General features: G+C 34.9%; 15 protein-coding genes and 3 tRNA genes. All 18 read right to left on the bottom strand.

Features of this window, described 5'->3' with window-relative positions:
- Positions 1-951 carry a glycosyltransferase family 2 protein gene (locus tag J6L95_RS01195; protein WP_287457787.1) on the bottom strand — a complete coding sequence of 317 codons (951 nt, stop codon included), beginning with the start codon at positions 949-951 and terminating at the stop codon, positions 1-3.
- 97 nt (positions 952-1,048) lie between these two features.
- Positions 1,049-1,432, bottom strand: a complete 384-nt coding sequence (locus J6L95_RS01190; RefSeq protein WP_074624626.1) for a PH domain-containing protein — start codon at positions 1,430-1,432, stop codon at positions 1,049-1,051.
- 11 nt (positions 1,433-1,443) lie between these two features.
- Positions 1,444-2,547, bottom strand: a complete 1,104-nt coding sequence (glf, locus tag J6L95_RS01185; protein ID WP_031589194.1) for a UDP-galactopyranose mutase — start codon at positions 2,545-2,547, stop codon at positions 1,444-1,446.
- A gap of 12 nt (positions 2,548-2,559) precedes the next feature.
- Complete coding sequence (locus J6L95_RS01180; RefSeq protein ID WP_029070986.1) at positions 2,560-3,330, bottom strand: DUF4422 domain-containing protein; 771 nt, start codon at positions 3,328-3,330, stop codon at positions 2,560-2,562.
- A 12-nt stretch (positions 3,331-3,342) separates the two neighbouring features.
- Positions 3,343-4,725: an exopolysaccharide biosynthesis polyprenyl glycosylphosphotransferase gene (locus J6L95_RS01175; RefSeq protein ID WP_287457786.1), complete on the bottom strand. Its 1,383-nt coding sequence runs from the start codon at positions 4,723-4,725 to the stop codon at positions 3,343-3,345.
- A 147-nt stretch (positions 4,726-4,872) separates the two neighbouring features.
- Complete coding sequence (locus J6L95_RS01170; protein ID WP_287457785.1) at positions 4,873-6,750, bottom strand: LCP family protein; 1,878 nt, start codon at positions 6,748-6,750, stop codon at positions 4,873-4,875.
- A gap of 98 nt (positions 6,751-6,848) precedes the next feature.
- Entirely contained in the window at positions 6,849-7,757 is a 909-nt protein-coding gene (locus tag J6L95_RS01165) for a nucleotidyltransferase family protein (protein ID WP_287457783.1), read from the bottom strand.
- 101 nt (positions 7,758-7,858) lie between these two features.
- Complete coding sequence (locus J6L95_RS01160; RefSeq protein ID WP_162176431.1) at positions 7,859-8,218, bottom strand: single-stranded DNA-binding protein; 360 nt, start codon at positions 8,216-8,218, stop codon at positions 7,859-7,861.
- An 81-nt stretch (positions 8,219-8,299) separates the two neighbouring features.
- Positions 8,300-9,136 (bottom strand): Ig-like domain-containing protein, encoded by an 837-nt coding sequence (locus J6L95_RS01155; protein ID WP_287457781.1) that lies wholly within the window; start codon positions 9,134-9,136, stop codon positions 8,300-8,302.
- Between the two features lie 18 nt (positions 9,137-9,154).
- Positions 9,155-10,258: an NADase-type glycan-binding domain-containing protein gene (locus J6L95_RS01150; RefSeq protein WP_287457779.1), complete on the bottom strand. Its 1,104-nt coding sequence runs from the start codon at positions 10,256-10,258 to the stop codon at positions 9,155-9,157.
- A 15-nt stretch (positions 10,259-10,273) separates the two neighbouring features.
- Positions 10,274-11,050 carry a hypothetical protein gene (locus J6L95_RS01145; RefSeq protein ID WP_287457778.1) on the bottom strand — a complete coding sequence of 259 codons (777 nt, stop codon included), beginning with the start codon at positions 11,048-11,050 and terminating at the stop codon, positions 10,274-10,276.
- A 76-nt stretch (positions 11,051-11,126) separates the two neighbouring features.
- Positions 11,127-11,202 (bottom strand) — tRNA-Ala (locus J6L95_RS01140).
- A gap of 16 nt (positions 11,203-11,218) precedes the next feature.
- A tRNA-Ile gene (locus J6L95_RS01135) sits at positions 11,219-11,295 on the bottom strand.
- A gap of 25 nt (positions 11,296-11,320) precedes the next feature.
- Positions 11,321-11,397 (bottom strand) — tRNA-Ile (locus J6L95_RS01130).
- 139 nt (positions 11,398-11,536) lie between these two features.
- The gene (locus J6L95_RS01125) at positions 11,537-12,727 is read right to left on the bottom strand and encodes a hypothetical protein (RefSeq protein ID WP_287457776.1); all 1,191 of its coding nucleotides are present in this window, start codon (positions 12,725-12,727) and stop codon (positions 11,537-11,539) included.
- A 73-nt stretch (positions 12,728-12,800) separates the two neighbouring features.
- Complete coding sequence (locus J6L95_RS01120) at positions 12,801-13,226, bottom strand: hypothetical protein (protein ID WP_287457775.1); 426 nt, start codon at positions 13,224-13,226, stop codon at positions 12,801-12,803.
- Positions 13,227-13,444: 218 nt separating this feature from the next.
- Positions 13,445-13,759 (bottom strand): PTS sugar transporter subunit IIB, encoded by a 315-nt coding sequence (locus J6L95_RS01115; RefSeq protein ID WP_287457773.1) that lies wholly within the window; start codon positions 13,757-13,759, stop codon positions 13,445-13,447.
- A gap of 74 nt (positions 13,760-13,833) precedes the next feature.
- On the bottom strand, positions 13,834-14,706 hold the full coding sequence (locus tag J6L95_RS01110) for a shikimate dehydrogenase (RefSeq protein WP_029072396.1): 873 nt from the start codon (positions 14,704-14,706) through the stop codon (positions 13,834-13,836).
- Positions 14,707-14,727: the final 21 nt, after the last annotated feature.

The following is a 14,727-nucleotide window of genomic DNA, read 5'->3' as shown; positions in this document are numbered from 1 at the left end:
TTACTTTTTTCTCGCATTCTGCTTTACTCTTAATACATAAATCAATCCTGCTAAGGAATGTAAATGGCATTTCATCAATAAGAAAGGTAAATAACGTGGCTTCAATGAAGTTTTAAAAGAAAGATCTTGATAAGCTTCCTTAAAAATAGGAACATTAAGCACACGCTTCATATTTTCCACTTTTTCCTTATAGCTTGATTGATTCGATAAAGCATAATTCTCTCGTACCATTATAACATTAAAATGCATCAAGACATATGATGAAAACGCCTTCCTGATAGACAAGGATGCATCATTGATCGCATTCTTGCTTTCATTCATTGCTTCAATGTAGCCCTTTGTCTTTCTTCCATCATAGCTTCTCATAACTGAAGTATTATCTAGTGAATAATGATAGACATTACGTGAAGAAAAATAGATGCTTTTACAATGAAGAAGATAACGCAAAGTAAAATCTCCATCTTCAGCTACACGTAAATGCGACGCAAAACGCAATTGATATCTTTCAATGATATCTCTTCTCATAAGAAGACCCCATACAGCCATACATTTAGTAGGATTCTCTAACATCATGATTGTAGCACTTTCTATATCAGTATTATTTTCTTGCCACAATCCTAGATCGACACGATGAGATCCAACTTCATAGCTCATGACAATCAGATCTTCATCTCTTTCCTCATAGCTGTTTAATACATAATCATCCGCATCCACAAAAGCAATCCATTCACCTCTCGCATGATCCAATCCCATATTTCTCGCATTGGATACACCCTTTTCTGACTGAAAGACGCGAACCTTATCCAATGAATTTGCCAATTCGTAAGTCTGATCTGTAGATCCATTTTCTACAATGATAATTTCATAGTTTTCATGGTGTGAACGAATACTTTCCACACATCTCTTTAGACTCTTTTCTGCATTATAGGCAGGAATAATAAAAGATATCATGATAGGACCTCCTTATCTCACATATATTACTTGAAATATGTATGTATTTCAAGATTTACAAATAAAGGGAAATGAATACACATTTCCCTAAACATTCTTATAAAACATATTCAGAAATGATACGACCAATCACACCAATGTCTACGTTTCCTTTAAATTCAAAACTTGCAACGAAGCCATTAGTAAATGTTAAAACCAATTCTGAGTCAGGCACCAATTCTACAAAACCAGGTGTCTGTATTGCAAAAAACTGAACCTTAGAATAAGGCATACTGCTAAGTGAAGTACGTTTTCCTGTAATACCTTGTACATCCACAGATATAATACGTTTATTTGTAAAAATCAACTGATCTCTTACTGTCTTGAATGCATAAATAATTTCTTCTCCATCAATTAAAAGACCGTGGACTGCTTTATTGACCTGAGATAAATCAATGGGTTTCAAGTTAAAGACACTGTTTTTATTGAAATTGATTGCCATATGTTCTTCTCCTAGTCTAATTCTTTTTTCACACAGTTAAGTGCAACTGCAATTGTATCATCCATATCGAAGTACTTGTACATACCAAGTCTACCACCAAAGATGACATGTCCTTCTTCATCAGCCAATGCTTTATATTTAGCATAAAGACTATTGTTTTTCTCATTGTTCATAGCGTAGTAAGGTTCATCCCCTCTAGACCATGATGCAGGATATTCTCTAGTGATAACTGTACGTGGCTGTGTACCGTATTCAAAATGTTTATGTTCAATGATTCTTGTATAAGGTACTTCATATTCAGTGTAGTTTACAACCGCATTACCCTGGTAGTTTTCTTCATCCAATACTTCAGTTTCAAAACGTAATGAACGATATTCTAATTCACCAAACTTGTAGTCATAATACTGATCAATCATACCTGTATAGATAATCTTATCTGCAATGTTTTCTAATTCTTCACGATTTTCTAAGAAGTCTGTATTTAATCTGACTTCAATGCCTTCTAGCATCTTTTCGATAATCTGTGTATATCCACCTTTAGGGATTCCCTGATAATCATCATTGAAGTAGTTATTGTCGTAAGTTAATCTTACTGGAAGTCTCTTAATGATAAATGAAGGAAGTTCTGTACAAAGCTTACCCCATTGTTTTTGAGTATAGCCTTTAATTAATTTTTCATAAATATCTGTACCAATTAAGCTGATTGCCTGTTCTTCAAGGTTCTTTGGTTCAGTGATGCCAGCTTCTTTCTTCTGTTCTTCAATCTTAGCCATAGCTTCTTTTGGTGTTCTGATTCCCCAAAGCTTGCTGAAGGTATTCATGTTGAATGGAAGATTGTAGACTTCATCCTTGTAGAATGCCACTGGGGAATTTGTATATCTATTGAATTCCGCAAACTGCTGAATATAATCCCATACTTCCTTGTTGCTTGTATGGAAGATATGTGCACCATATTTATGAACATTGATGCCTTCTACATTTTCTGTATAGATGTTTCCTGCTACATGATCTCTTTTATCAATAACAAGAACCTTCTTGCCTCTCTTGTTTGCTTCATAAGCAAAGATGGAACCAAATAGACCTGTTCCTACTACCAAGTAATCATACTGTGCCATATTATTTCTCCTTTAAAAACTTTCTCCGTATTTTTTATGAAAGAACTTTGCTTTCAAGAAATCAGTTCCTTTTTTGATCTTATTGATCTTTTCCATATAGACAAAAGGAACTTCCTTATAACTATATTGATTCTTTTCAATCCACACATCCAATAATAATTCCGAGATTCTTCCTGGGAATCTTGCATGGAAGCTGTTGTATTCTTCATCTTGGAATGCATCATATAATTCAAAAAGAATATCAAATAGCCATGTGCAATAAGCATCATACTTCTCTTTGCTCATGATGAACATATTAAATGCATGCATACCCTTTTCTTTCATATGATGATCAAATGCCTGCAAGTACTGCGGATACTTTCTCGCAATAATCTTTCTTGTCTCATCCAATGGTTCCGGATAGAGCGTATGGACATAGTGATCATAGATTGTTTCAATATAATAGTTTCTTTTTTTTGTCACTAATATATCTGTATCTTTTAGATAGTCTTCAGCTTCTTTTTGTGTAAGTACACAATCAAAAGGATCTTTTGTTTTCTTTTCTCCTCTAAAATGACGACGATAGTGTGCTAATCCCTTATAAGATGCATCACAGTTTTTCCATCCCCAGTAGAGTCCAGTCAATTCACAGAAAGCATAATTGAGATAGGAAATATTGTCTCCTTCATCATCTCTTTGAAAACCGATGCTTTCTTTGCCACTAGCGCCTACATGAAGAGGAAGATACATCTCATCATTTGGCATTCTATAGCGCTTATGTGTCGCTACGAAAACCTTTATCATAAACAGCCCTCCTTACATGGCTCCTGTTCCATGAATAATACTACGAACGGTCTTATAGACAATGACAATATCAAGCCACAATGACCAGTTCTTATAATAATAGACATCTAATTTACATCTTCCTTCAAAAGAAAGATTGCTGCGGCCATTGGCCTGCCACATACCAGTAATACCTGGCTTAACTTCAATAATATTGGAATAATAATATCCCATATCCTGCTTTTCACGAGGAAGGTATGGTCTTGGTCCTACCAATGCCATATCTCCAAGCAGAACATTAAAGAACTGTGGAAATTCATCAAGTGATGATTTTCTAAGAAAATGTCCTACCTTAGTAATACGAGGATCATTTTCTAGTTTCTTATTCTTTAAATATTCCTCTCTGATTTTAGGATCATCTCTCATAAGTTCTTCTAGCTTCTCTTCCGCATTAGGAATCATGCTTCTAAACTTATAGATTGTAATCTCTTTGCCATGATGACCAATTCTTGTCTGCTTAAAGAAAATGGAATCATGATCACCATTCTTTAGACAGATGATCTTCACAAAAATAGCTAAAAAGACAGTTAATATTGATCCAATTAATCCAAAGATAATATCAAAGAAACGTTTAAGGATTGTATCAAACACACTCATCTTATCTCTAGAAGTAGAAATAAGCAGAATCCCATCGAAATCCTGAACCTGTGAAGAGAAATTCATTGTATTATTATCTCTTGGCATATATTTAACAGATTCTACAAGATCTCCTACTGTGGACATGATTGTATCATATCCTTCTTCTGTAATGCTGTTTTCTACAATTACAACCTGTTCGATATCATTGTCCTTAATGACATCTATAACATCCTTATACTTAAAGACCTTAAAACGATCTTTTGGTATTCTTTCTTCTTCAATAACATTAGGGAAAGCCTGCTTAAATACATCTGGATCATTAAGATCCACGAAACCTAGCACTTCAGTAATCGCAAAGCGGTTATTATTGGCAATTCTCGCATAACGCAATGAATCACTGCTTGTTCCCATAACCAATGTCTTTGTCTTAAGCTGATGTCTTAAAACAATACGCAATGTTCTAGACAAGAAGATACATGCGACAAACATAACCATTGCCAGAAAGACAATGTAACGTCTTTTATCCTGATGAATCCCCTGAGGAATAACAACGATAAAAGTTAAGATGTAGACAAGACATGCCTTAAAGACATTCTTGATTTCTTCCCACACCAATGTATCTTCAATAGAATAATGTCCAAAGATGAACATATATACTATAAATAATCCTAATGTCTGTCTAAATAGTCCGACATTGATATCAAATAAATTAAAGAAGAAATAATAGATTAATATTTCGAATACAATTAATAATAACGAAAGTATTTTTCTACTCATATGATTTTCCTTTCAAAAAAGCCGAGACTTCACATTCCCACTTATTATAACATAAAAGAGTTTATATGAATATAAAACCTTCATCTTACAGGCTTGAAAATCCTCTATATCTTTTATCATAAATAAAAAAAGAGGGATAATTCCCTCTTATTCTTGTGTTGTTGAACGAGTTGATGAAGAACTTTTCTTTGCACTTGAAGTAGAAGATGAGCTACCAGATGTAGTTCCTGATGACGATCTTGTAGAGCTTCTAGTTGAGCTTCTTGTCGTCGCAGTTCTTGTAGAACCAGTTGTACTTCTTGTAGATCCTGTAGAACTTCTAGTAGAACTTGTTGTGCTTCTTCTTCTCGTTACTGTTGATCTTCTCGTTGTTGTACTTCTTCTAGTAGTTGAACGATTAGTTCTGCTTGAAGAAGATGAACGTGTTGAGCTTGAAGATGAAGATGACGAAGAAGATGAATTTGATGAAGAACTTGATGATGAATTAGAAGACGAAGATGAAGAATCATGATCTCCAATCTGAGTTTCTAGAGTTGAATCTTTTTCAACTGTTACAGTCTTGCCTGCCATCATGTCATTAATATATTTAGCGTTCTTCTTAACACTTTCTTCATTTGGCAACATGTAGTAAAGACGACTATTTGGTTCAAAGTATCCACCAGTTGTCATAATACCTTCACCATCTAATAATACAGAAGACTGGAATGTCCATTTAGGCATTTCATCAAGCTGCATATTAATTAAATCTTTTAACTGTTTAGATGTAATTGAAGTCTGGAATGTACCTGCAATCGCATCTAATACCTTATCATAGTTTGCAAGTCCTGAAGGTGTTACTACCTTTTCGATAATTGCTTTAATGACAGTCTGCTGGTTAGCTGCTCTATGTCTATCCCCTTCACCGTAAGTCTTACGTTCACGAGCGAATGCAAGAGCCTGCTTACCATTCATTGTCTGCCATCCTTTTTTGATGAACACTTTTCTATTTGTCCATGGTGTAAATGCTTTATCTGAGTAAACACGAATACCACCGATCGCATCTACTAGTTTTTCACACATCTTAAAGCCTACACGTGAATAGAAGTTGATCTTAATACCCATGAAATCTTCAATTGTGGCAGCTGAAGTTGGTGTACCAAGTAAAGCTGCATGAGTAAGCTTATCTTTTTCACCAATTCCATGAATTGTGACAAAGTAGTCTCTAGGAATACTTGTCATAAGAATCTGATGTGTCTTAGGGTTAACTGTAATGATCATATTAACATCAGCACGTGATTTTACAGTGATATCGTGGCGTACCCCGTTGACTTCCCCATCAACCCCACAGATATACATTGTAAATGGTGTCTTAGTAACATCAATCTTTGATGATTCATCATCATCTGTCACTGTATATGACCAGATTTTCTTAGTTGCACTATCCCAAGTTGGTTCTGCTTTTTCTAATGAAGAGATATAATCTTCATTGACAAGAACCGCATGGATTTTATTTTGAATAAGGCTGTTAGCCATTTTTGATAGTTTTTTGTATTTGATTTGTTTATAGTTGACTTCCTCATTGAGTTTAGTTGAAGCAGTCATAAATGATTCAGGTGTAATTGTAGGTACACTTCCCACAATCATATCTTTTAAATCTTTTACTTTATTGATGTTAGATTTCTTTAACACATAAACTGAATAAGTTGTCTGTTTAAGAACACCATTCGTGATTTTACTGATGGTGCTTCCTCCCTTACTTGCCACTGATGAACCAAAGCATAAACAAAGTGAAAGTATCAATGAAATGATTTTCCCAATCATTGTTTTCACTGATGATTCAGCAGCGTGTCTGCCAATCTTTTTTGATGGTTTCATCAAGAAGAACATCGCAACAGCCAATACCACTTCCCCTGCAATCAAGGCTGCTAAGTATTTAGTAGGAATCATTCCCGATTGAATTACAAAATATGTGAATGCACCAGATGCCGCAATCTGCAAGATAAGCAGTGGAATCCAGTTAGTCAATTTTTTCATTAAATTTCCCATAAAGGAACATCCTTTCTTTATAAATCAAACAATATTATACACCACAACAGTGTACTTTCAAGCTTTTTCCAAATCACATTTATAAAAAAGAGAACCTATTACAGGTCACTGAATAGGTCCTCATTATATACTCCGTTGTTATACAATTGCTTAAAACTATTTACAACAGTTTCTTTATCTTCCTTGTATGTAACACCGAACCACTTATCCTTTGTTTCCAGAACTTCTACAGTTACTTTATTATCTCTTAATAATTCTCCAATGTAGACTGGAATCAGATATTCTCCTTTTAGCGGGTCTTCCAATGCATTAAAGAAAGACTTAAATCCTTCTTCTAATAGATCCATAAACGCTGGAGTAAGCCCCCACATATTCATTGAGACATGTGAATTAACATCAATATCTGCACCGTGTGAAGAGGCACCTGTTTTAGTCTTAATGATGTCATGTGTTTCCACAACATCCTTAAGTTTTCCATTTTCTACCTGGCAGATTCCTCTTGTAACACCACCATTATCACTTAATGTGTTCTTAAGAATAAATCCTGCCATACAATATTCATTTTCCTTGTGATCAGAAATCAAGAAATCATGAATCTTCACAAATGCTTCTTTACCATAATAATCATCAGCGTTGATAACCACAAAAGGACAATCAATCAAATCCTTGCATGCCAGTACTGCCTGACCAGTACCCCATGGCTTACTGCGTCCTTCCGGACAGCTGATGCCTTCTGGCAAGGCGTCTAGCGCCTGGAAGGCATAGCGAGTAGTAACGCCATGATTTTTGCAGATATTTTCAATTCGATTGCCGATTGCTTCTTTGAATGCTTCTTCAATATCTTTTCTGATAATGAAGATGACATCATTAAATCCTGCTTCAATCGCATCATGGATTGAAAAATCCATGATAATTTCATTATGAGCACCAACAGGTTCTAGCTGCTTGATGCCGCCACCAAATCGTGAACCGATCCCGGCAGCCATTATTACTAAAGACGTTTTCATAATCATTCCCTTTCGCTAAAGTGTTACACATATTTTAACATAGATTTAACGAAAATGAAAACCTTTACATACCAATTAGAGACACATATCCATATTTCAAACTATTCTTCAATGTTTTTTTCTTCGATGCATTCTTCCCATTCCTCATCAAAGACATCATCCGCGTCACGAGGTGTCAAGAATTCTACCGAAATAGCGACAACGACAATACGACTGTGCTTCTTGCCATCTTTACTTGTATAAAAATCCTGCTTAAGATAGCCTACAATCCCAATCTTGTCTCCTTTTTGACAGTATTTCCCCATATTCACCGCAATACGATTCCATACTACCACTGGAATAAAGGACGTCTGCTGATAATGGTGGACAGCTACATTCAATGAAAGAACATGTCCTTCATTCTTTAGTTCTTTTACTTCAAAATCATTGGCAATATAACCAATTAGTTCTACCGAATTCATCTCATCACCCTTTCTTGTCATGTATCTCTATTTATCTATACAGACAAAATGATGAAATTACTAAAAAAAGCATCAGCTTTTTTACTGATGCTCATCTGTTTCATTTTCCGTTGGTGGCGTTGGCGTCACAACCGTATCTGAAATATCCGTTACCGTGACATAGCACTGCACTCTTTTCCCATTGACGCTTGCACTAATAATGCATGTTCCTTTACCTACTGCCGTAATCATCCCATCACGACTGACCTTAGCTACATTTTCATCACTAGAAGAATACGTAATGACACTTGTAGACTCCGTATTGGCCTGAAGCTGCTTTGTCTGACCAATCTCCATAGAGATATTTGTCTCTGACAATGTTAAATCTGCTTCCTTGATAGTTACTGGAATCTTCAATTCACTTTGATTGCGATAATCATCAACTGCAGTTGCTAAAACTTCATAAGTCCCCGGTGTATCATATTTAACTTTGGAATCATCAACTCTCATTTCATAATGAGAGTAATCAGATACTTCAATATTGTGATTATAGTTTACACGTTCATTCACAAATAAGGAAATAGGCTTCTTGAGCTTCATGACCGGCCCTTTTGTATCCTTGATCGTTATCTCAAGATCCGCAATAGTCTTACGACATTGATAATGTATCGCATAATTGCCTACACCTAATATCTTCTTGCTTTTAAAGTCAATTGTATCACTTTCATACTTAACTTCATCATCAGAACCAATCTTTGTCACATTAATATAGTCCAACGGTTTAACCTTATCGCCAAGCTCTAAGATCAGATGATTACGTTTCAACTCTAAAGTAGGATAATGGTATTTATGATCTATAAAGTATACCGCGATAATCACAATAACCACAAACATAAGTGCAAAAGCAAGCTTATACACCAATGGCATTCTTTTGATCATCTGATCCATCACCTTTCCTTATCCCTGAAATGACACATCCGATAAACAAGTATCTCTAAAGCTTCTGCCCTTATAGACACTTTCAATTCTTATTGTCACTTTCTTTGTACGATGTGTCTTCGCAAATGAAATCTTCTGTTCTACATTGAAGCTATCATCAAGAGTTACACTTTCACTGCTATCATCAAAAATGAAAGTCACTTCCTTTAAACGATTGTTCTTATAGTAGATTGTTTCATTCTTGCAATAACCATTATAGATTTTTGCAGCCTTGACATCGGTCTTCTCATCAAACTTAAAAGTAATAGACTCACCGATACCATCTCCTCTTACTCCTTCATTCCAAGCAGTAGTAGGATCTCCATCAATCGCATTGCTGGCCTTATAGCTTGAAGAATCATTCAATACCGAAGTTGCCGTTGCACTGCTCACTGTAATATTCTTTACAGTATTAGTTGTATTAGTATTCGTATTTGTAGTCGTACTTGTATCACTTTTAGAAGAGAACTGTGATTTTACAAAGAATACCAATGCGAAAACAACACACACTGCAATAATCGCAATAATGATTCTCTTGAAATCAATCTTCTTCTTAATTTCAAAGCTTTCATAAGGAATCTCTTCTTCCTCTTCTACAATTGGTTCTTTTATAACTGTTGTATCATCATCAAAGGAGAACACATGTCCATAAGGTCTTAAGATTGTATCCTGTTTTACTTCCTTTATTTCTTCAACTGGTGTCTCTTCAATAGGTTCTTCTTCATAGATTTCCTCTTCATCTACAAATTCATCTTCTATTTCTTCATCATCACCATTAAGCTTTGTCACAATCTTATTACGCCAATTGATAAAACGATCCCCTAATGATTCCTCCTCTTCTTCTTTTTTAAGAGGCATCTTTTCTTTAACCTTCTCTTTTAAAGGAACCTTCTTGCTTCTTTTTCCAACTGTTTCAGTAGAATCTTCATCATCAAAACTAAAACGCTGTGCTGGCTTTTCTTCTTCCACCTTAGCCTCTTCCTTTTCCTTCTTGATGCGAGGAGAAAGATCTAAAGGCTGATCACACTGCTCACAAAACTTTAACCAATCGGGATTCTCATACCCACAATGAGGACATTTCATACATTTTTCCTTCCTTTACTTTATTTTCTTATATTCATAATGATAAGTCTCCAGCAATTCCTTATTATTAAAGACTTCCTGCTTCATTTTTAAATTCTTATAAGTATATTTTACTTCATAATCATCGTCTTGTTTAAATGAAACAAGACGATCATCTTTATAATGATAAGACACATGATTAGAACTGCTTGCAAGATGATCATTCTTATAAGTATATGTCACATCATCTTCATCATCTTTCATATTAACAACCTTATCATCTTTCCATCCTATCATAATAGCATCAGATTCACCATGATCATAAAAACGTTCAATACGTGTAAGATGACCAGAATGATCATAACTATACTTATGAGTAAATGAACCTAATTCATCCGTTCCACTAGCCTGGATAATACGATCATTCTTGATTTCATATTGATAAGAGAATACCTCATTTCCAATATGTATCTCAATCTTAGAATATTTCATGATGACATCATGATCCAATAGAACATGGATATCAGCACTATTTAAATCAAAGTCTAATAAATAATGTGAAACAAGTTCTGGTCTTGTATATGATAAATAATACTGTTCAACATCTTGTTTCATTTCTTCTTTAATGACATTCTGATCATAATGAATATCAACTTCATAACGATTTAAAGCATCATCGCTAGTAAGTCCCTCCGGTGTTGCTTCATAGATCATCTTTTTCACATAATAAATATGCGAAACACTCTTTTGAACATTACAGCCCATAATCATTAAAGCTAAAACGAAAAACAAACCCTTCTTCATAAATTCCATCTTCCCACCTCATTAACATATCATATCACAATATATAAAAAAAACGAACCCCGTAGGATTCGTTTACTATTTCAAATGGTGGAGCTTAGCGGGATCGAACCGCTGACCTCCTGCGTGCAAAGCAGGCGCTCTCCCAGCTGAGCTAAAGCCCCATTTTTAAATTATACATGGTGGGCCTGAATGGATTTGAACCATCGACCTCACCCTTATCAGGGGTGCGCTCTAACCAACTGAGCTACAGGCCCATGTATATAAAACAGTCAATCAAAATGGTGGGCCTGAATGGATTTGAACCATCGACCTCACCCTTATCAGGGGTGCGCTCTAACCAACTGAGCTACAGGCCCATCTCGCTGACTGCTCACATATAATAGCATTATGTCATCCAATCGTCAACAAGAAAATACACATTTTTTACTTTTTTTGTAGACAATAAGTCTCTTAAAAAATAAAAGAAAAGATTGTGATTGATAATCACAACCTTTTTTAGTTTGCAAGATCATTTAATGTATCTGCACTTTCATCCATATCTTTATCAGAAATAGTCTTTTCATCTACTTCATCTTTAATATCATTCACTGCTTTTAGATAATCTTCCTTCTTCATAGAAACAAATCCCGTACTATCAATCTTGTAATACTTGTTGCCAACCTGAAGATATCCTGCAGTTTCATAATACTTCACTTTCTCATTACCAAAAGAGATGGACTTCAATCCCTGATCAGTATAAATAAACATATAGCTTTTAATATATTCTCTATATCCATCTTTCTTATTTGTTAAATACAATGCAGGAAGTTCATTAGATGTCACATTCACCAATGATGATCTATAGTTCTCATCCTTATCAAACAATTTAATAAGTTCAGTGTACGCTCCCTTATATAAAGAAGAAGCTCCTGGTTTTACAAACTGATTCCAGCTGTACTTCACATTATCAGGATGCTTTTCTCTAACCTTCTCTAATTCTTCAGCATTAGAATTATTTTCTTTTCCTGATTGTGACACAATATACATTTTTTCTGACTTGAAAGAATAGCCATTCTTATCAAGCTTTCCTACCTGTAGATAAGCAGCCTGATCACCATAATCACCATAGACAGTAATATAGCCATCTTTAGAAATAGTCATTTCACTCAAATCTACTTCATAATCACCAAGCAGTGTCTCATCTGCAATCAGTGTCACTTTACCATTATTAAAGCCATAGATTTCAATTGGCTGAATACCATCCTCTACCTTTTTACCAATAACAAGTTCATTTGTCTTATTATGATCAATATCCACATAAGCATAATAATAATCTATATTAGGTTCAGAAATATAGCCGTTGATAGAATCTGCCACCTTATCATCAAATACCTTTGATGCAGTAATAATTTCAGGATTAGCTTCTGGCTTAGAGGCTTCATTTAACATTGTAACATAAGCTTTCAATACACTCATGTAGCTATCTCCTTCTTTCCCCTTAGCTTTTACTAGCTTTTGAGATAAAGAAGACGCTGAAGTAGAATACTTCTTATTAATTGTCTTTAATCCAGCTGTAATCTCCTGTAATGCCTTCTTCTCTCCAGAAATCTGAGCAGAACGAATAAAGAAAGATACAGAAGCGAATACCAATATAACTACTAACGCAATAATGGCTATAAGACCTTTTTGTTTCAATCTTGTTTTCACAATTACAACTCCTTTTATTTTAGATGTACACTCATCTTAACACATCTACAAGAAAAAACAAAAAAGGATGTGATTACACATCCTCGTAACGATGTTTCCAATACAAAACAAAAGTAGAGACAATCATAATGCCAACATCCACCAGCAACAAATATCCACCGATAGATAAATCATCAATATCATTAAGACATGTGATATAGACAATAAGTCCATTCATGATTGAAAAAGCCAATGACGTAATACGTTTTTTCATATAAACTGCAATCCCTACAAGAACTGCAATCGCCATTGCAAAAAATCCACTCATATTAATGAAGTTGATATGCTCAACGCGACCTAGAACACTATGAGTAAATGTAGGAAGAAAACTAAAGATAATCTGTCCTACAATCGTCAACAAAATAATCAATTGTACATAGTTGATTGACTGCTTACCCACACGAATATTCTTTTCTTCCATTTCCCCTACTAATTCGTTCATATCTTCATTCTGTTTCATCCTAATCACCTTCTTTATATATTTATTATACCAACTAATTATTCATACAAGTCATTTTTTATACTTTTCATTAAAAAATTTCTCATTTTATAACGGTATACCGTATAACACAGGTTAGAATGCAGTCGTTTTCTTTTAACAATCAAAAAAAGAGTGGTAATTACCACTCTTTTCTAAAATTCTATCATTATTTGAATACATCTTATTCACATTTGTGATTATTCTGAAAACGAATCCATAAATGCCAAAGCATCTTCCAATACTTTCTTGCCATCCATCTTACCGTAGCTACGCATATCAATATTTTGTACAGGAATCTTTCCATCTACAAGTTTCTTAATTGATTTTTCTGCATAACGGATCTGAGGGCCCAACAAAATAATATCGACATCAAGATGATCTTTCGCTTCAGATACTGGATTAGCCCAAATTTCTGCATCCAATCCTTTTTCCTGAGCGGCTTTCTGCATTTTCGTGACAAGCAGACTCGTCGACATACCTGCCGCACAACATAACATTATTTTCATATTCATTCTCTCCTTTTGTATACTTCCGACACTTTAAGTATAAAGGAGATACCGTTATTTTACAACCGCTTTCATTTATTCTATAGACCTAATTGTTCTTTAACATATTCTACTGGCATATCTTCTCCAGTCCATAATTTAAATGATGCTGCTCCTTGATAAATCATCATATAAACACCTGACTGAACCTGACAGCCTTTATTTTTAGCACGCTTTAAAAGCAATGTTTCTTTTGGATTATAGACACAATCCATTACAAGAAGATGTTCATGAAGATCATCTTCTTCTACAAGACAGCTATCTTCATGAGGCTTCATACCTACACTAGTCGCATTTGTTAAAATATCAGAATGACGAATAGTTTCTCTTAAATCCTTCTTATCATCAATATCATGCAAAGTCACATGACAATCAGTCTTCTCATTAATCAATTCAACCTTTTCTTTAGCACGATCCCAGAACGCATCTTTCTTATTGAACACTGCGATCTCTTTAGCACCATCAATAGCAGCCTGCGCTAAAATAGCGATTGCGGCACCACCAGCACCAAGAAGGACAATCTTCTTATCTTTGATTGAACCAATCTTATCTTCAACAGCACGTACCCATCCTTCTCCATCAGTAGAAGTTCCTGTCAATACACCATTATCATTAATAACAGTATTGACTGCATCACATAACTGACTAACTGGTGAAAGATGATCAAGATAAGGAATAATTGCTGTCTTATTAGGCATGGAAAGATTATATCCTCTTACTCCCATCGCCTTAAGACCTTTAACTGCATCTTCAAGACCTTCCTGTCCTACTTCAAATAGCACATAAACCTTATCCATTCCGAGCTTATCAAAAGCTGCATTATGCATAGCTGGCGACATCGAATGTCTAATTGGTGTAGCCAACAACGTAATCAATTCAGTATGTCCCGTAATTGGGATTCTTCTTTCTGCCATATTTTTCCCCCGCTTCTTTTT

Source organism: Kandleria sp. (genome assembly GCF_017934775.1).
GTDB classification, from domain to species: Bacteria; Bacillota_I; Bacilli_A; order Erysipelotrichales; family Coprobacillaceae; genus Kandleria; species Kandleria vitulina.
This window is presented reverse-complemented; position numbering and strand designations above follow the sequence as displayed.

Coding starts and splice junctions, on each gene's coding strand:
- J6L95_RS01150 (WP_287457779.1), bottom strand. CDS start 10,258: ATGAAATGTCCTCATTGTGGGTATGAGAATCCCGATTGGTTAAAGTTT.
- J6L95_RS01170 (WP_287457785.1), bottom strand. CDS start 6,750: ATGGGAAATTTAATGAAAAAATTGACTAACTGGATTCCACTGCTTATC.
- J6L95_RS01175 (WP_287457786.1), bottom strand. CDS start 4,725: ATGAGTAGAAAAATACTTTCGTTATTATTAATTGTATTCGAAATATTA.
- glf (WP_031589194.1), bottom strand. CDS start 2,547: ATGGCACAGTATGATTACTTGGTAGTAGGAACAGGTCTATTTGGTTCC.
- J6L95_RS01115 (WP_287457773.1), bottom strand. CDS start 13,759: ATGAATATGAAAATAATGTTATGTTGTGCGGCAGGTATGTCGACGAGT.
- J6L95_RS01190 (WP_074624626.1), bottom strand. CDS start 1,432: ATGGCAATCAATTTCAATAAAAACAGTGTCTTTAACTTGAAACCCATT.
- J6L95_RS01180 (WP_029070986.1), bottom strand. CDS start 3,330: ATGATAAAGGTTTTCGTAGCGACACATAAGCGCTATAGAATGCCAAAT.
- J6L95_RS01120 (WP_287457775.1), bottom strand. CDS start 13,226: ATGAAACAGAATGAAGATATGAACGAATTAGTAGGGGAAATGGAAGAA.
- J6L95_RS01145 (WP_287457778.1), bottom strand. CDS start 11,050: ATGGAATTTATGAAGAAGGGTTTGTTTTTCGTTTTAGCTTTAATGATT.
- J6L95_RS01165 (WP_287457783.1), bottom strand. CDS start 7,757: ATGAAAACGTCTTTAGTAATAATGGCTGCCGGGATCGGTTCACGATTT.
- J6L95_RS01160 (WP_162176431.1), bottom strand. CDS start 8,218: ATGAATTCGGTAGAACTAATTGGTTATATTGCCAATGATTTTGAAGTA.
- J6L95_RS01110 (WP_029072396.1), bottom strand. CDS start 14,706: ATGGCAGAAAGAAGAATCCCAATTACGGGACATACTGAATTGATTACG.
- J6L95_RS01195 (WP_287457787.1), bottom strand. CDS start 951: ATGATATCTTTTATTATTCCTGCCTATAATGCAGAAAAGAGTCTAAAG.
- J6L95_RS01155 (WP_287457781.1), bottom strand. CDS start 9,136: ATGATCAAAAGAATGCCATTGGTGTATAAGCTTGCTTTTGCACTTATG.